Origin of the sequence: Anaeromonas gelatinilytica (genome assembly GCF_016820635.1) — a bacterium.
In the GTDB taxonomy this organism is placed as follows: Bacteria; Bacillota; Clostridia; order Tissierellales; family SIT17; genus Anaeromonas; species Anaeromonas gelatinilytica.
Genome location: NZ_WSFU01000138.1, coordinates 66,629 through 86,237 on the forward strand (window position 1 = coordinate 66,629; position 19,609 = coordinate 86,237).

The 19,609-nt window shown below is 28.5% G+C and carries 10 protein-coding genes; all 10 read left to right on the plus strand.

Annotation, left to right across the window (positions count from 1 at the left end; translation table 11 throughout):
- Window positions 1-688: 688 nt before the first annotated feature.
- The 10 genes from GOQ29_RS13775 to GOQ29_RS13820 all read left to right on the plus strand — a co-directional run bounded on the left by GOQ29_RS13775 (window position 689) and on the right by GOQ29_RS13820 (window position 19,598).
- Window positions 689-1,420: a thioesterase II family protein gene (locus GOQ29_RS13775; RefSeq protein WP_203373248.1), complete on the plus strand. Its 732-nt coding sequence runs from the start codon at window positions 689-691 to the stop codon at window positions 1,418-1,420.
- Window positions 1,421-2,146, plus strand: coding sequence for a TrmH family RNA methyltransferase (locus GOQ29_RS13780; RefSeq protein ID WP_203373249.1), 726 nt, complete (start codon window positions 1,421-1,423; stop codon window positions 2,144-2,146).
- Window positions 2,147-2,185: 39 nt separating this feature from the next.
- Window positions 2,186-12,700, plus strand: a complete 10,515-nt coding sequence (locus tag GOQ29_RS13785; protein ID WP_203373250.1) for a non-ribosomal peptide synthetase — start codon at window positions 2,186-2,188, stop codon at window positions 12,698-12,700.
- Window positions 12,697-13,713 carry a hypothetical protein gene (locus tag GOQ29_RS13790; protein WP_203373251.1) on the plus strand — a complete coding sequence of 339 codons (1,017 nt, stop codon included), beginning with the start codon at window positions 12,697-12,699 and terminating at the stop codon, window positions 13,711-13,713. The genes GOQ29_RS13785 and GOQ29_RS13790 overlap by 4 nt, the downstream gene beginning before the upstream one ends.
- 4 nt (window positions 13,714-13,717) lie before the next feature.
- Window positions 13,718-15,097 carry a pyridoxal phosphate-dependent aminotransferase gene (locus tag GOQ29_RS13795; RefSeq protein WP_203373252.1) on the plus strand — a complete coding sequence of 460 codons (1,380 nt, stop codon included), beginning with the start codon at window positions 13,718-13,720 and terminating at the stop codon, window positions 15,095-15,097.
- Complete coding sequence (locus tag GOQ29_RS13800; RefSeq protein WP_203373253.1) at window positions 15,090-15,329, plus strand: phosphopantetheine-binding protein; 240 nt, start codon at window positions 15,090-15,092, stop codon at window positions 15,327-15,329. The genes GOQ29_RS13795 and GOQ29_RS13800 overlap by 8 nt, the downstream gene beginning before the upstream one ends.
- A gap of 85 nt (window positions 15,330-15,414) precedes the next feature.
- The gene (locus GOQ29_RS13805; protein WP_203373254.1) at window positions 15,415-15,660 is read left to right on the plus strand and encodes a phosphopantetheine-binding protein; all 246 of its coding nucleotides are present in this window, start codon (window positions 15,415-15,417) and stop codon (window positions 15,658-15,660) included.
- 54 nt (window positions 15,661-15,714) lie between these two features.
- A complete protein-coding gene (locus GOQ29_RS13810) occupies window positions 15,715-17,295 on the plus strand; it encodes a B12-binding domain-containing radical SAM protein (protein ID WP_203373255.1) in 1,581 nt (526 codons plus the stop codon).
- Window positions 17,296-17,414: 119 nt separating this feature from the next.
- Window positions 17,415-18,566, plus strand: coding sequence for an ACP S-malonyltransferase (locus GOQ29_RS13815; RefSeq protein WP_203373256.1), 1,152 nt, complete (start codon window positions 17,415-17,417; stop codon window positions 18,564-18,566).
- Entirely contained in the window at window positions 18,567-19,598 is a 1,032-nt protein-coding gene (locus GOQ29_RS13820; RefSeq protein ID WP_203373257.1) for a cysteine peptidase family C39 domain-containing protein, read from the plus strand.
- Window positions 19,599-19,609 lie beyond the last annotated feature (11 nt).

A 19,609-nucleotide genomic window follows, 5' to 3' on the forward strand; every position in this document is an offset into this window, starting at 1 on the left:
AATCTAAAGAAAATTTGAATTCGCTACAATAAACTATAAGGTCATGTAAACTGAATACAGTAATGTATCATAAGGAGGATAGAATATGTGGCTAAAAGAGAAAGAAAAACTTTTACTTATTAATATAAATAACAAATAGCGAAATTATACGAATGTGATAAGTTATAAAAATCATTTCTGAGTACGATTTAGTTACAATTCTCTTTAAACTTGAATCAAAAGAAGCCAAATTACTGGTTCTTTTAAGGAGAAAAATATTGATCTTTAAAAAATATAATACATATGTAGATAAATGTAAGGATTGAAGATATTAAAAGAATTTAATGAAGTGTTTTTTAGTGTAGAAGCTATATTAGAGTATATAACATTTTTTATACATATAGAGGTAATAAATTTAAAAACAAAACAATTAATAAAATGTTATATATATTTTAAAAAATTGTTTTTTAAGTACAAATGTATTTACTTATGATGATTCTGCATCAGAGGTAACATTTAAAATATTCAAGATTGTATTTGCTAAAAAATATCATTATATGAGTTCTGTAGAATACAAATACATTATATTGAAAAAATACCTAATTAAATATAGACAATCCATTATTTATAAATGAAATATATTTTCAATAGGATTATATAGTGGAATTATTTTAGTAAGTAATATTAATAAAAGTTTTGGAGGGGAAAAATGAATAAGGATATTAAAATATTTGCACTGCCATTTGCTGGTGGTAGTTCCTTTAGTTATAAAGATTGGAAGTTTTCTTTTGGGAATATTAAATTAATACCATTAGATTACTCTGGCCATGGTAAGTATTTCAAAGGAAAGTTAGCAGATGATTTTGAAGAATTAGTAAAAGATGTTGTTGAGAAAATTCTAACATTTGATATACAGACAGAGGAATTTTGTATTTATGGACATAGCCTAGGTGGTATAGTAGCTTACCATACAGCTTTAATTTTAGAAGAAGATTACTTCTTAAAGCCATTATGTACAATGGTGGGTGCATGTTATTCACCGAAAGATTTTGCAAACTTGGGAGACTATACTCAGATAGATGATAAATTAAAAAATAATTTAGTTCTTCAAGGTAGAGTATCAAAAACGTTAGTTTATACAAAAGAATTTGAACATTTCTTTTATCCAGCCATAAAAAATGATTTTAAACTTGTTTCAAAATATTATTTTCAGTCTATGAAATTATTGCAATCAGATATTGATATTTTTTGTGGCTTATTCGATTCTGATATTGACATAGAGGCGATGAAGAAGTGGTGCCAGTACTCAAATAGTAAAAGTAGAATTCATATAATAGATGGCGATCATTTCTTCTTAGAATCACATTCTAATGATGTGTGTAAGATAATAAATTCGATTATAGAACAGAAGATTAAATTAAAAAGAAAGAAGGTCGATTAAATGACAAAAGATAGAAAGTATAAAAAGTACAGTAATAAATTGGATTACTCATACTCATTTGGAACCTATGCTACTATAGATATGATTAAACACAATCCAATTGTAGTTGAATGTGTATTGGTACATAAGAAATTAGAACAAAGTAGCTTAAAAGCTTTACTTGATGTTTGTGAGGAACATGGTATTTCTGTCAATCAAAACTGTAACAAAGTTATTGAAAGAATTAGAACAAAAGGCAGTTATAATGTAATAGGTATTTTTAAAAAGTTTGAAAGAAAATTAGATTCATATTCGAATCATGTTGTTCTTGTTAATCCCAGTGATATGGGTAATGTTGGTACAATTATGAGAACGTGTTTAGGTTTTGGAATTTCTGATATTGCAATAGTTAGTCCGGCTGTTGATGTATTTAATCCCAAAGTAGTAAGAGCATCAATGGGAGCAATATTTCAAATTAACTTTAAGTATTATGATAGCTTTAAAGAATATGAAGAAAACTTTGAAGAAAGGGATTTGTACACATTTATTTTGAATAGTGCAGTTGATCTAAAGTCTTTAAATAGAGACTTAGGAAAAAAGTATTCATTAATTTTTGGAAATGAATCATCAGGTTTGGATAAATCCTTCTCAAAAGTAGGTCAAAGTGTTTATATTAAACATAATAATAAAATAGATTCACTTAACTTAGGTATAGCTGTAGGAATTGCTCTATATCATTTTCAATAATGGAAAATTACAATGTAATAATGTTAGGTAGGTGAAATTGTGTTTTATGATAATTTAAAAGAACAGAGTCAAGAAATATTAGAATTAACAGATTTACAACACGAAATGTTGTTTTCTATTGAACAAGGTGAATATAATTATAATGAAAAGGTTGTTTTAGAGTTATCTCATAGACTAGATAAAGATTTATTATATGAAGCACTAAAATATATGATAAAACGACATCCTTCTCTACGAACAGTATTTAAATGGAAAGGTTTAAGCATTCCTTTACAAATTGTGTTAAATCATATCAATATACCAATTTATACTGATGATTTTGATAGAAAATTACAAATTGAATACGAACCATGGTTTATTAGATTAAATAATAATGGTAAAGAATTAGAGTTTCATTACTCACATATAATCATGGATGGTTGGAGTACATCAGTTTTTTTAAAACAACTTTTTATAATTTATAGTCAATTGAAGAATAAACAAATAATTGATTGCAGAGAAAGAAAGTATCTTAAACATTTATATAAAGAAAAAAAGAAGTTAGGGAAAGATGACGTCAACGACTTTTGGTCGGATTATTTTGAAGGATATGAGCCATTTAGTATAATGGATTATTTTCCAACAAATACATTGAAGCAAAATACAGAATATAGAATTGTATTAAGGAACGAGTTGTCTCATAAATTATTAGAGTTTTCAAAGGAAAAGCAAGTTACAACTTCTACAGTATTGTATTTAGCTTGGTCAATATTATTAGGTTTTTTAACAGGAAAAGAGGATATATGTGTTGGAACTGTAACTTCAGGACGAAACAATGAATTTATTGATGTAGATTCAATCGGAATGTTTATAAGAAATTTACCTCTTAGAGTAAAGTTGACCAATGATATTGATCAATTGATTAGAAGAATTTCAACCATACTATCATCTTTAATTCAAAATGAATTAGCAAATCATAAGGAGATCTTTAAGAGTACAAAAGTAAGTCAAAGAAAAGTTATTTACGATAGTATTTTAGTAGTTGAAAATTATCCCCTTGAATTAAAGCAATTAAATAAAGATTTAAATTTCAATATAGAAAAAATAGATTTTCAAGAAAGTATTTCATATCCTTTAGTAGCTCAGATAATGGGAAGAGAGTCTTTTGAATTATATTTGTCAGCTGAAGGCAGCTTATCAGATAGACAGTTAGAAATGATAGCCAACTTATATATTAATATATTAGAAGATATTGTTATTAAAGGTGTTAAAAATGTTAACAAGATATCTTTTTTAAGTTCTATTAAAGACAAAATAAAAGCATGGCAACGGTCAGATATTTGGGAATCTAATATTGAGGATAAAAGGAGTTTAGCATCTCTTATTGTATGTGGTTGTAATAAATATTCAAATGAAATTGCAATAGTTGATGGGTCACATGAAATTACTTATGAAGAGCTTTTACAAAAATCACTAAAATTGTCTAATCACTTAAAAAATATTGGTATTAGTTATGGTAGTAAAGTTGCAATTTCCATGAATCGATCTCATAAAATGTTAATTTCAACATATGCAGTTATACTGGCAGGTGCTGTATACGTGCCTCTAAATCCAAAATTCCCTACTAATAGAGTAAAAGCTATTTTAGAACAAGCAAGGGTTGAAGCTATTATACACTCAACATCTGAAGGGCAAATAGGATTTGCTACTCAAGTAATTCCTTATGAAACTGTTATGATGCAGGACGATTTAAGTACAGAATTGGCATCTATTTCTATTTCAAACGAGACTCCAGCTTATGTATTCTTTACTTCTGGGACTTCTGGAGTTCCGAAAGGAATTCAAGTGTCACATAAGGCGATTATGAATAGATTAAGTTGGAATCATAAAGAAATGATTCAATCTTGTGATGAAGTCCAATTATTTAAAACACCGATAACTTTTGATGTTTCATTAATTGAAATTTTTTCAATATTCTTTAGTGGGCATAAACTGGTTATTTTACCAGAAGGTTACGAAAAGATCCCAGAAAAAATATTAGATTTTGTAGAAAAATTTAAAGTTTCTTATATACATTTTGTACCTTCAATGTTTAAAGAAATAATTAATTATATTGAAGTGTTTAATCGAAATGAAGCAATAAGATCTTTAAGCAAAGTAATTTGTAGTGGAGAAGTACTAGATTATGCTGTTGTAAACAAGTTTTATAAGATGTCAAAAGACTACAAGATAAAAGTATACAACTTATATGGTCCTACAGAGGCTGCCGTCGAAGTGAGTTATTATCTCTGTAAGCGAGATGTTGAAGTAGGAACTGTACCAATCGGCTATCCTATACATAACACAGAATTAAGGGTTTTATCTAGTACCAAGGAAAATCTTCCTCCTGAAGTATTTGGTGAACTGTATATCATAGGAGCAAATTTAGCAGATGGCTACATTAATAATATTGATTTAACTGACCAGCAGTTTATAACATTGTCTGACGGATTGAGAGCTTATAAATCAGGCGATTTAGCTTATTGGAATTTAGAGGGGGAGTTAATTGTTGTAGGTAGATTAGATAATCAAATTAAATATAATGGTGTTCGAATTGAATGTGAGGGTATTAAATCAATTCTATTAAATAGTGGTGAATTTGATGATGTAGAGGTTATATTTAGTCAGAGAGGTAAGTCACAGAAACTAGTTGCATTTTACACAGGAAAAAAAATTGATACTCAAGTAATAAAGACTAAATTAAGTAAAGAATTACCCAGTTATATGATTCCGAGTGATTTTTTTCAAGTGAAGTCGTTACCTTATTCAATTCATGGAAAACTACTGAAAACTAAATTGATTCAAGCTTATGAAAATTATTTATCCAAAAGAATAAAAGGTTCAAATTTATCAGATACAGAAAACTTGTTAATTGAAATTTGGTCTAAAATTCTAGGTACTACTACTGAAATAACGCAGCAATCAAACTTTTTTGAGTTAGGTGGATCATCACTAATGATTATTAGTATAGTTACTGAGATTAAGAAAAAATTCGGTATTTCGATAACAACTAATGAGGTTTATATAACTACTAACTTATCAGAATTAGCTTACTTAATTGACTATAAGAAATCAGAGAATAAAATTAATCAATTTTCTCATTTTAAAATCAGTGATATCCAAAGGGGAATGGCGGCAATTCAACTAATTAATAAAGATAACACAGCTTATAACCTAGGTGTGTCTATAAAATTAAAATCATCTTTATCTACTCAGAAGGTTTGGAAAACAATAAGTGATTTAGTTAAGGAAAATGATTATTTAAGAAAGATATTTAGATGGAATAATGGTGAATTAATACAAGAACAATTAAGTTATTCGGAATTAGAGTTTAAAGAGACAAATATTACTAAGGAGAGTCTACAAAGTTATATGGAAGCATTTGTTAGACCATTCAAATTAAATGAATTATTATTAAGGTTTGAATTCTTAAATGTTGATGGACAGGATAAATACTTGCTATTTGATATACATCATATTATATGCGATTATGTGACACTTCAGATATTGATTAAAAATGTAGTAAAGAAATTAGATGGTCAAAAAGTAGATAAAATTGAAAAAGTAAAATACAAAGAAGTATCAAAAGACAAAAAATTAACTTCTAAGGATTATTGGATGAATGTATTTAGAAAAAATACACAGACCCCTGCACTACCATGTGATATATATATAAACTCAAAGTTTAAGGAGTTTGCTTCTTTAAAATTTATAATTGATGAAGAAACTAAAAAGAAAATAGAGAAAATTGCGAAAGATAAAGGGGTAACTACTTTCCATGTATTATATACATGTTTCTTTATTATGGCATCTAAATTTATAAATAAGAAAGATTTAACAATTGGTACAAATGTGGTTGATCGTAATTCATTTTCGGATTTAGGTATGAATTTACAGATAATACCTTTAAAAATTAATATTGACGAAAAAGGGTCTTTTATTGATATTTTAATTGAACTTAGTGATAAATTCAGTAAGGCGTTAGAACATAATAGTTTCACTTATGGCGAGATTGTAAACTCTATCGAAACTTATAAGAATATTGATATAAACCCAATTTTTGAGATGATGTTCTTTAAGGAATTTGATATGGGTGAAGAATTAGACAATTCTACTTATTTTGAAAGTATAAAAAGTATTCAAAAACATGCTAAATTTGATATTTCTGTATCATATAAAGAGAGTCATAACTTTGAATTTTCTTTTAATTATAATAAAAACCTTTACTCAAAAAAAATGATGGAATTTTATGTGAATTCTTATAAATATATTTTAGAACAGATTTTTATTAACCAAGAGATAGGATATTTTGACTTAAAAACGTCCTCTGCTATAGATGACAGATTTTTTAGAGGTAAACAAGTAGAAATAGCCCCACAGACAGTACAAGAATTATTTGATAAACAGTGTCTAGAAATATTAGATACAATTGCAGTGTATGGAGAAGATACCTTAACTTATAAAGAGATTTATGAAAAAGCTAATAGAGTTGCAAATGGATTGTCGACCTTTGATGTAGAGGGTAAAATAGTCGCATTCAATTTAAGAAACAGAGTTGATATTCTTATAGCTACATTTGGAATTTTAAAAGCTGGAGGGGTTTATTTACCTTTAGATGACACATATCCTGAAGAACGATTAGAATATGTACTTGCTGATAGTGGAGCTCAAGTTTTGATTTCAGAAGAAGGAGAAACTTTTTCGGATATTAAGAATGTTAAATTTAAAGATTTGGTGAAGTGGAACAATGACAAATCAATTTGTAGAGGAAATATTAATGATGATGTGTATTGTATATATACTTCAGGTAGTATGGGAAGACCAAAAGGTTGTGTGATTACTCAGAGAGGGGCTGTCAATTATTTAAATTGGGCAAACAAAGAGTATTGTTCTAATAGAAGGGAAAATTTTGCCTTCTTTACATCTCCTGCAGTAGATATGACAGTAACATCAATGCTCATGCCATTGTTGTATGGACACTCTATAAGTACATTTGGAAATGGAACTAACAGTATTATAGAAGTTATTAATAGTGAACGAGTAACAATCTTTAAAGTAACACCAAGTCATTTAAAATTAATTGAAGAAAATCACTTGGTCAGTGAGAATATACAAAAAATTATTATAGGTGGTGAGCAATTAACTGGAAAATTAGCAGCTAAAATTGATAGATTATTTAAGTATAAAGTAGATTTATTTAATGAATACGGACCAACAGAAGCCGTTGTAGGATGCATTTGTCATAAATATCAAAGAGAAAGTCATGATAAAGTTGTTCCAATCGGGAAACCTATTCAAAATATGAATATTTATATTTTAGACGAAAATAAAAACGAATGTCCAATTCTAACTTGTGGAGAACTATATATATCTGGTATAGGTCTAATTGATGGATATAAAAACTTACCAAATTTAACAAAAGAAAAATTTATCACAAATATGGATTATTCTAGATTTGATAACCGAATTTATGCCACAGGTGACATTGTTAAAATGCATCCTTCTGGAATTGTTGAATATTTAGGACGTAAAGATCAGCAAATTAAAATAAATGGGTTTAGAATTGAGCTAGAAGAAATTATGTTTATGGCTGAAAGTTTGCCAGCAATTAAAGAATCGATAGCTATTGTTGAAGAAGGCAAGAATGGAAGTAAAATTATCGTTTTATACTATACGATAGAAAAATCTCAACATGTGAGTGAAAATGACATTAGAAAAGAGTTAAGTATTAAATTGCCGTATTATATGATGCCTACAAAGATTATAAAAATAGATAATTTTTCAATTGGTGTTTCTGGAAAATTAAAAGTACCAATAGAATTATTAAGCGAAAGTAGGAAGAAGGAATTTTCAAATACTAAGGAAGTAGAAAAATTCCTATCAGAATGTTGGGAGAAAATCTTAAACCATTCAAAATTTAGTATAGATGATGGTTTCTTTGAAGCTGGTGGTAACAGCTTATCGATTATCAAGTTACATGAGTTGATTGTAGAAAAATATGATGTTGATGTAACTGATTTATTCCGATACCCAACCATTAAAAGTTTAAGTCAATATATTTGTGAAAAGGATGAGACTAATGAAATAGTAACAAAACAATATAATGATAAGTTTGCGATTGTCGGATTATCATTTAAATTACCAGGTGCTAATAATTTAGAAGAGTTAAGAAATGTTTTTCTTAGAGGTAGCAGTATGATGTCTATTCCTAAAGGACAGAGACTAAAAGATGAGATGAAAATGCTTAAAACAAGAGGGTATGATACTGAAGATTATAGATTGGCTTTAACTGCTAACCTTGAAGATATAGATTTATTCGATAATGAATTTTTCAAAATTAATTACGAAGAAGCAGAGGCGATGGATCCATCATTTAAACTATTTTTAAGTACATCTACTGAAGCTTTATATGATGCTGGTTATAACAGAGATACATTGTATGGATTAAATGTAGCTGTAATTGGAGCTAAACCTGAAGATATAGGATTTTGTGAGTACTTAAATTCATATTATCCATCGAAAGCGAAAATAGGGGCTTTGAACAATGTAAAGCCAGTTATGTTAAATAGATTACAACATTTATTTAACTTAAAAGGACCATCTTATTTAGTAGATTCAGCATGTTCATCTGGGTTAGTAGCATTACATAATGCTTGCATGCATTTACAAAATGGTGAGTGTGAATTGGTATTAGTAGGTGGAGTAAACCTAATCGAACTTTCTGATATAGCAGAAAAGCAAAAGGCAGATGTATTATCTCCAAACTTTCATGCAAATACATTCTCTGATCACGCAAATGGAACTGCAAGAGGTGAAGGAAGTATCAGTTTTGTTATTAAGAGACTAGAAGATGCAAAAGTGGCAAATGATCAGATTTATGCAACAATTGAAGGCAGTGCTATTAATAATGATGGTCTTTCTAGCAGTGTTACAGCACCAAATGGTTCAGCACAATCGGAAGTTATATACCGAGCATTAAGAAATGCTAATAAAGAAGCATCGGATATTGGATTAATAGAGACACACGGAACAGCTACAAAATTAGGCGATCCAATTGAATTACAAGCTTTAACAGAAACTTTCAGTAAGGATACGGATGTTAGAGGATTCTGCGCTTTAAGTGCCTCTAAGTCATTATATGGGCATTTAGATTCGGTAGCAGGTTTATTAGGTGTGTTAAAAGGTGTTCTTTCACTTACTTATAAAGAGTTTTATCCTAATAATCAAATTATTGCACCAAATAGAAAAATAGACTTTATGACATCACCATTTTTCATTCCTACTGAAAATCAATATTGGGAAGTTAACTCAAATAATACTAGATTGTGTGGTGTAAGTAGCTTTGGATTAAGTGGTACTAATGGTCATATCATACTACAACAATGGCCATATGAGTCTAATGAGGTAAAAGTTTATTCTACACAAAACAAACCAAAGTTTAATTTGAGAAGATGCTGGATTGATGAAGAATCACAGTATACAAGTAGTTATGAAAGAAGTGTTGAAAAAAAAGTAATAACTATTCAATCATTGGATAGTATAGTGGATACAATTTATAATAAAGTAGAAAAACTATTTCCAAATAACACTATTGATAAAACTTTAGATTTTTACGAACTGGGATTTGATTCTATAACTATCATACAAATTCAGCAGTTTGTCATTTCTGAGTATAGTGTTGAAATAGGTATTGAAAATTTATTTAAAGAACTTAACACAATTGAAAAATTATCTGAATATATTTTTAAAAATGTTCCAGAAGAATGTGAAGTTGAATTAAAACAAAAAAACAAAAATAGATCTGTACAAGTGTATCATGATAGAAAAACAAAGAATTCTTATAGCTGGAATGATTACAATCTTAAATGCTATATAGAAGTGTTTTCTAAAAAGTACATAGAAAGATCAATTAAATCATATGAATTAATACATTCTGATAATATTCATTGGGCAAATGGTAGATTTATAATGGGGCAGACGAAAAACCTAGAGAAGCTCTCTTATCCAATTATAGTTGATGCTGCAAAAGGTGCTAAAGTAACGGATATAGATGGAAATGAATATTTAGATTTTTCTATGGGATTTGGTGCAAATCTATTTGGATATAACAATGAGGAAATTTCTAAAGCGGTTGAAAAAACACTTTCGACAGGTATTGTATTAGGACCATTGCATAAAGACCCATTTAAAGTAGCCAAAGAATTGAGCCACCTTACAGGTGTTGAAAGATTATCATTCTGTAACTCAGGAACTGAAGCTATAATGAACCTAATGAGGATTGCTAGAGCCTATACGGGAAAAAATAAAGTTGTATTGTTTGAAAACTCTTTTCATGGAACTATGGATTCTGTATTTGTTCAAAAAGATTACCAGAGCCAAGATTATAGAGTATTTCCTAAAAGCTTAGGAACACCATTAAAATTAGTGGATGACACATTGATGTTTAAATTTGGAGACGAAGAGATAATTGAGTTCTTAGAAAACAATCAAAATGAAGTGGCTGCAATATTAGTAGAGCCAGTACAAAGTAGAAATCCAGATTTAAGACCAAAAGAGTACATTAAAAACCTAAGGGAATTGACAAAGAGACTTGGGATTTTATTAATCTTTGATGAAGTAATTACTGGATTTAGATCCGGTTATAGTGGTGCACAGAACTATTATGGAATAGAAGCTGATCTAGTTGCTTATGGTAAAGTTATTGGTGGAGGTTTTCCAATAGGTATTTTCGGTGGTAAGAGTGAATATATGGACTTGATTGATCACAAAGGTTGGTCTAAGTTATCGGATTCTGGGGAAAGTGCTTTTACAGTGAATACAGGAGGAACTTTTAATGGACATCCTTTAACTATTGCTGCTGTTTCTGCTGTCATTAAAATACTTAAAAGGGAAGGTAATTCGATTTACAACAGACTTAATAGTTTAACTACTTATTTATCAGAAGATTTAAATATTTGGTTTTTAGAAAATGAAATAGATATTAGAGTAGAGCATTTCTGCTCACAGTTCATTTTTATTTCTAAAAACATTCAAAAGCTCAGATTATTACAATATCAACTTATATACAATTCAATTTATGTATGGGAGGGTGGAACATGTTTTTTATCTACTGAACACACGAAAGAAGATGTGAATCATCTTATTGATACAGTTAAGAAATGTTGTATGGAAATCGAAAATATTTTCAGCGAAGATAAAAATGACATAAGAGTATCAGAAAACTTAAATATACATGACTCTAAAAGACTAAATAAATTACTTAGTCAAGTAAAGGAACCAGAAGCTGTATACGCTTTAACAAATCAAGAAGTGAGCATGATTACTACTAATATTGTAAATCGAAGAAAACAGTTTGATGTTTCATACATCCATTTAAAAACTCCTAAGAGTTTAGATATTGATGTACTTCGGAAGAGTTTTGAAAAAGCCATTATATCTAGCGAATTTTTAAGAACAGCTTTTTATTGGCGAGGTCTTAAACAACCTGTAGGTATTGTTCATAAGAAAGTAATACCAAATGTTAATGTGCATAAGATACTAAATGATGTTTCAGATGATATTGAAGCAATAAAGAATCTTAGAAGGAAAGAAGGATTTAAACTTGAAACACCACCACTAATGTGTATGGATATTTTTGTAAAAAGCGATGGAACTGCAGAAATTTTAATTTTCTATTATACATCTTTAATTGACGGATGGAGTATGGACAAGTTCTTAGAACGATTAAATATGTTGTATGATGGTGCAGATACAAGTAAAGAAGACTTTAATCGACAATCTTATATAAATTTATTAAACAAAAAAAGCTTTAAAGAAAATACTGTTGATTATTGGAAACAACATTTTGGAAATTTCCAGTGTGAGTCTAAAGAGAAGAGCTATACTCAACCTATCGTAAATGAAATAAATACAAATGTCTTTGATATAACTAATGAGGAACTTAAAATAGTTGAAAAAATTAGTCATAATTACAAACTTTCAAAAGCCTCTATACTTTCTTTCTGTTATGCATGTGCTTTACAGCAGGATTCAAAACCAAGAGATGTAATAATTGCAATAACAAGCTCAGGCAGGAATGCAGAATTTGAAGGCATGCTTGATACAATCGGTATTTTTTCTCATATTACACCTTTAAGAGTCAACTGTAGTGAAGATGAATTGGATGTCCTAAAGATGATTAATTCTGATTTACTTAAGCAAAGAAACTTACAACCATTGCCAATTGATGACATTACAAAAGCTGTTGGAATAGATACAAGTATTCTTAAAAAAGCTATAAACAATCATGGTTTAGTATTTCTAAATCATAGCATTGTAGAACAAAAAGGACAATTTGAAGTTTACGAAGATTATGGATTTTTAGCATTACCTCTTAGAAGTTACATTACTCTAGGAAAAAATAGCAATATTTTAATTACTTATTCAAAGGAAATGTACACAGAAAAAGATGTATTAAGATTAAAAGAAAAATTTAGCGAAACCATTTGCCACTTACGCAAAAAAATATTGAAAACTGAGAAAGGAAGTGACATATGAAAACACCATATTATCAGTTCGATGAACGAGTTATTGAAGAAAATTTTAAAAAAATGAGTGAGTTGTTGTCGCCGTGCAAGGTTTTTTATTCAATGAAATCTAATCCTAATAGTAAAGTAACAGGTGTGTTGTCTAAATTAAATGCTAGATTTGAAATTTCGAGTCTTGAAGAAACAAAAACATTAAAACAATTAAATATAGAGAAAGAAAGGATATATTGTGGATTACCTGTTATGAAAGAAGAGTTAATTAGAGAAATTTATCAAATTGGATGTGGACATTTTGTATTTGATAGCATGAGAGAACTAAAATTGTTATTAATCCTTGCTCCAAATGCTAAGAAAATCATGAGAATTTGTGTAACGAACTTATCAGATGATGCTATTGGCTATGGTATAAAAGATGAAGAAATGGAGCATATATTAGAAGAGTATTCTATGCACATTGATGGTATAAGTTTTCATATTAGTAATCATGCTAATTTAGAGCCAGCTATAAATGCTTTAGATAAAATTGATCAATTGCTAAGTAGATTTAACAGAGAAATGATTGTAAATATAGGTGGAAGTTATAAATTGGACTGTTCTGAGGAAACATATGATAAGTTGAAAAACAAAATGATTGTAATGTCTGGAAAATATACATTAAAGTGGATGTGTGAACTAGGAGCATCTATTATAAATACAGCTGGTAGTGTTATAACAACAGTTATTTCCACTTATGAACAAAATGGATTCATAGATGTTTTTATAGATTCAGGTATACCTACTGGAGTTATGCGTAAACCAGGGAAAGTTATTAACTTAGAAGAAAATCGAAAGAGTAGAAGGACATACTACAGATTCTTTGATACTACTAGTATGAAAAAGCTATTATTTCAAAGTATTTTGAGGGAAGAAATTATTGAAAATGATCGATTACAGCTTACTGATTATGGAGCTTATTCACTTTGTTATAGCAATAATTTTCACTCTCAGCCAAAACCACAAGTAAGAATAGTAGGGAGGAATTAGTTCTGTGGAAAATTGGTATCAAATGTTTCTGATGAATAAAAACAAAAAAGATCAAAAATCACTAGCAAATTTTGCAAATAATATTTCATTAACTCACAGTCTTTCCAATGGAATAAACAACTTCTTGGCACCAGAACTATATAGAAAAATGATAAGAAGAGACATAATGAATGGAGAACGAATGTGTGGTTATACAGCAACATCAGGATATCCTTCATTAACTTATGGTATCCAATTATATGAACAGGTGCTATGTAGTGAAAGTGTAGAACCTAATGAGAAAATATGTAAACATATCTCAGTTACATCTGGTGCTACAGCAGCCATTAACTATTTGTTTTCTTATTTAGCGGCAAAACATTGTTGTAGAAAAGTACTTTTACTTGGATTAAATTACTATTTATTTAAAGTATGTGCAGTTAGATTTGGATTTGATATAGAAACTTTAATGAATAGTAATAAAGACACTATCGCACCTTCAGTTGAAGAAGTTAGAAGTAGTATAAAAATGATGGAGAATCAAGTGGTGGTTTTAACACTACCATTTAACCCATCTGGAGAAATCTACAGTTATCAAGAGCTTGTTGAAATTATAGTAAGTTGTAAAGAAAATAATAGTTTGTTAGTAATTGATAAATGTCAGATGGACGAGCTTGCCTCAGAATATGAATTTGTGAATATTTGTAAGGCAATCCTTGAGGCTAAAGCTGAAGAAGAAGTAATTATTATAAATAGCTTTTCAAAAACACGAAGTCTTGCTGGAGCAAGATTGGGTTATATCTTTTCAAATAATAATGAGTTAATAGAATATGTTTCTTATTTAAATGAAGTAAACTATTATAATCATGGACTAATGTATGAAAATGCAGTTCTTATTGATCTGTTTTTTAGGTTATTACATTATAAAGGTTTTCAGTATAAGAAAAAATTAATACGTCAGTTTAGAAATATTATTTTATTGACTATGGGAAATAGTGAATATCAAAAAATCTATAAACCAATTTTCAAAACCGAGAAATTAGATTTGTTAATGGAAGACTTTAAAAATGAAGTAAGTTCAAATAGTGAAATTGTATTTAAAAATTATAAGTACTGTAAAGAAGAATTAAACGAATATTTATTATCTATAACAGAATTAAAGTCAGGTTATAATTTCTGTATTAGAATTCCTATAGATATAAATCTTGATGAAATAGATTTTTGTAACAAGATAACTGAGTCATTGAAGATGACTGTATTAAGTCAAAGTTATTTTTGTGGCGAAGACATAGATATGTGTAATTCTGTATGGATTCGAGTAAGTGCCGCAGTTAAGGAAGAAGTATTTCAGTCATATATAGATAATTTAAAAATAACATTAAGGAGTGTATACGAAGATGATTAGAAAAAGATTAGCAAAAGTAATTAGTGAGATTGGAGAAAAACCACTTACTGTAGAAGAATTAGGCAACAATGACTTCCTAAAAATAGGGATTAACTCTCTGACGTTTATTAAAGTAGTTGTTGCTATCGAAGAAGAATTTGAGATATTCTTTGACGATGATGAATTAAACTATGAAATGTTTGGAAGTTTTGAAAGTGTATGTTCTATAATAGAAAAGAAAATGACTGCATAAACTTTCAATAAATTTTATCAAGAAATATTAGACTGTTTAATTTATCTCTGAAGAGATATAGAGATTATATACAAGGAGGATTTTTATGGAAAATCTAAATATTAGTCAAACAGTACTTACTTTAATTAAAGAGAAATGTCAATTAGAAAGTAAAATTGATTTAAAGAGTGACTTAGGTAGTTATTTTAATTCAATTACATATATTCAATTTCTAATTGCATGTGAAGATGAATTCGATATAGAAATTGATGATGATGAATTGGACATGGCTATTTTTCAAACAGTTGAAGATATAGTTAATTTCGTTTGTAAGAAAGTGGATAATAAGTAAAAAAGTCAATATATTTGTATTCTTTACGAAGCTATGACTTGTCAGGAGGTAAAAATGAAAGTATGTTTAATTAATCCATCAAAAGTAAATGAAAATAAAAATGCATCACCATTAAGTACTCGTAATAAATATTTTATTAACCCTTACAATTTATCACATCTTGGACTTGGTTATATTGCATCGGTATTACGTAAAGATAATTTCGAATCCGATATAATCGAATGTCCTGTTGAGGATATTACATTGAATGAAATTGTAGATAAAATTAAAAGTAATAAATATGATGTTGTAGGGATTTCATCTTATTATTACAATTACCTCAACACCACTAGATTAATTAGTAAGATAAGACGCCGATGTCCAAATATTTTCCTTTTTACAGGTGGTTTTTTACCAACATTAGTACCAGAGCTAGTTTTGAAAAACCAAGATCAAATCGATTGTTGCGTAATTGGTGAAGGTGAAATAACAGTTTTAGAGTTAGTTAAAAATTTGTATGAGGGAAAAGATTGGAAAACAGTTGATGGTATTGCGTATAAAGAAGATAAAGAAGTTAAAATCACTAATAAGAGAAAGTTAATTGATAATTTGGATATGATACCGTTTCCAGTTAGACCCTTTGTACAAGACAGAAGAATTGCTTCATTAATTACTTCAAGAGGTTGCTATGGAGTTTGTAACTATTGTGGGATTAGTGAGTTTATGAATAAATGTGAAGGTAAAAAATATCGTCGTCGTTCACCTTTAAATGTAGTTGATGAAATCGAATACTTACAAAAAAAATCAGATATAGAGTTTATTTCATTTAGTGATGGTGTCTTTCATATAGCATCGAAAGTTGGAGAACGATGGTTTGATGAATTTGAAAAACTTATATTAGAGAGAGGAATAAAAATTAAATTTTTATGTGATTTCCGTGCAAATGAAATTGTAAAAAGACCTGATCTTGTAGAGAGATTTAAAAAAATAGGCCTTTATAGTGTTAACATTGGAATAGAGAGTTTTGTACAAAAACAATTAGAGTTTTATAGAAAAAATGTTACAGTTGAGCAAAATATAAAAGCTGTAAAAATAGTAGAGAAGTTAGAGTTATATTATACAATAGGAATATTAATTTTTGATCCTACAAGTACAATTGAGGAAGTGTTAGAATTTTGTAATAGAATGAAAGATATGAAATATTATGAAAAAAATTACAATATCACAAGACCATTATCAGTTGGTAGTCGTGTTGTTGCAACAACGGGAACTGAAGTTTTTGAATACGTTAAAAACAAGCGATTGTATCGTAATAATGACTTTAATTATGATTTTTCAGATTCGAGAACAGAATTGTGTTATAACTTAGTAGAAAAGTGGGCTGACCTTGTATCACCAGTTTTTAATTTGAATTATATTTCTTATATCTCAAAAGAACATGAACACCTTGGTGTAGATGATGATATAAGGATGCTTTTTCAGAAATTATACATTTTAGATAGAGAATATATTATTAATATATGTAAGAAAATTATTGCAGGTGAAGCTATGTACATATATGAAGATGAAAATTTCCTTAAACCATGGATAGAGGAATTGAATTCTATTGAAAATGAGCTGAAAAACTATGAGCTGATGTTAAAAAAGTACTATTAATATTAAATAAAAGTAGGGAGGTGTAAATTATCAAATATGCAACACTTTTCCAAGGGCAAGGTAACTATAATACTTTACCAAATCGAGAGATCTATGAGAATAGTAAAGAAACCAAAAGAATGTTTGAAATTGCAGAAGAAATCACTGGATTACCTTTGAAAGAATTACTACTTACAGTTTCTAATATAGGAAACCTTAAAACAAATTTAGCACAGCCATTAATATTTATGTTAGAGTACTCAAAATATCAATACTACTCAAATAAGATTAAAGAAAAACCTACTGCTCTTTTGGGACATAGCCTAGGTGAAATTACAGCTTTAACAGTAGCTGGAGGAATAGCATTTGAAGATGCACTTATCCTTGTAAAAGAGAGAGGGCGTTTAATGAATGACATTACTAATAGTGATGAAGGTATGATGGCAATTATAGGAGCAAAGAAGGAGCATGTTGATGAAATTTGTAAATCTGTTTCAGCACAAACAGGATTAATTGCTGTAAGTGCAAATTATAATAGTCAAACTCAGACTGTAATATCTGGAAATAAAGAAGCTTTAGAATTAGTTAGTCAGAGACTAGAGGATACTAATATCAAGTATTTGAATACAAGTTGTGCATTTCATTCACCAATTATGAAAAATATAGAGAAGCAATTTCAAGATTTAGTTCATGAATTCGAATATAAACCGTTAAAAATACCTGTTATTTCAAGCACTACAGGAATATCATATGCCGCATCGTGGAGTATTCCTTATATTTTAACAGAGCAAATTTATAGTCCTATTAAGTGGGTTGATGCAATGGAGTATTTAATAAAAAAAGGTGTTCTTAGATTTCTACAAGTATCAGAAAGTACATTATTTCAGACCTTCGATTCACATTTAGGTATGACCTTAACATGGGATAATTATGAAACCATTAGAAAAGTATCAAGCTATAATTTTGATAAATTGTATACACAAAGTAGTAAAAACTTATGCTACTCTACACCAATAATTGGAGAGTGCTTACATCAAATGATTGCTTACAAGTGGAGAGCTAATATAAGTGAAAAATCTATTAGCGAAGCACAAAAATCATATGATATAATTATGAATTTGTACTCAAAAATATCTGATAAGGAAATAGAACCTACAAAAGAACAAATCTATTTAGCACTAGATGAAATGGATAAGGTATTATCTCTAAAAAATATAAAACCATCTAAAAAGATAGATATACAAAAAATGTTATTAAGTAAGTATGGCATTGAGAAAATGAGGTGTAGTTAGGTGTTAGATTCCAGAGATTTAGAAATAAATGAAAAAAAGAAAATAGAAATAGAAGCGTTTAATGATTGTTTCTATTATTCTTGTATACACAGTGCTCTATTTCCTGTCATTAGGTATTTTGAAGGGAATATTCTTTCTTTGATGTCTAATGGAACTCCTTATTATTCTAATTTCTATGAAAATGGAATAATAAAATTACAAACTCGCATCAAATTCGAAACCGAGTACGAGGAATTATTAGGTAATGAAGGTATAAAAGTCGCTGAACAAAGAGTTTCTCAGTCCGTTATAAGTGAAATAATTAATTTAATAAAAAAAGATATGTTAGTTATATTAAGTGTAGATTGTTTTTATTTGAGCAATAGGCAGGATTTATTCCATAAAGTTCATTGGCCACATAGTATTTTAATACATGGATTTAATAATATTACAAAAGAGCTCTACGTATTAGACCAATCTAATAGAGAGTCTATTGATTTTCATGTACAAAAAATACCTTATGAATCCATAAAACAAGCTCATATAAGCTATTGCAAGATGAAGGAGAGTAATGAAAGTTACAGTAACAAGGAATTTCTATACTTTTTTAAGAAAAAGAAGAGTGTTAAATTAAGTTTAGAAACTATAAAACAACAATTAATGAACAATAGAGAAGCACATAGATCAATTGTAAAAAAAGGTTTGTTAGATTTAGAAAAATTCCAGTTGTCTATAAATAAAAATTTGAAAATAATAAAACAAGATAACCATGCACTTGAATTGATGTTGGATGGAATAAATGATATCGTAAAACAAAAAAAATGGGAAAAATATTTGTTTGAAAATTTATATACTAATGATGAACAAGTAACCATAAAAGTTTATCAAATATTAAAGGCTTGGACTTTTATTAGAAATTTAATAGCAAAAATCATGTTTTCAAATCGAATGACAAATGAAACGCAATTAAGGTTAATTTTAGAACTTGAAAAGATTGTGGAATTAGAAAATGAATGGGTTCAATTATTGACAGCTATGAATTATAAAAAATAAACTTTAAGGAT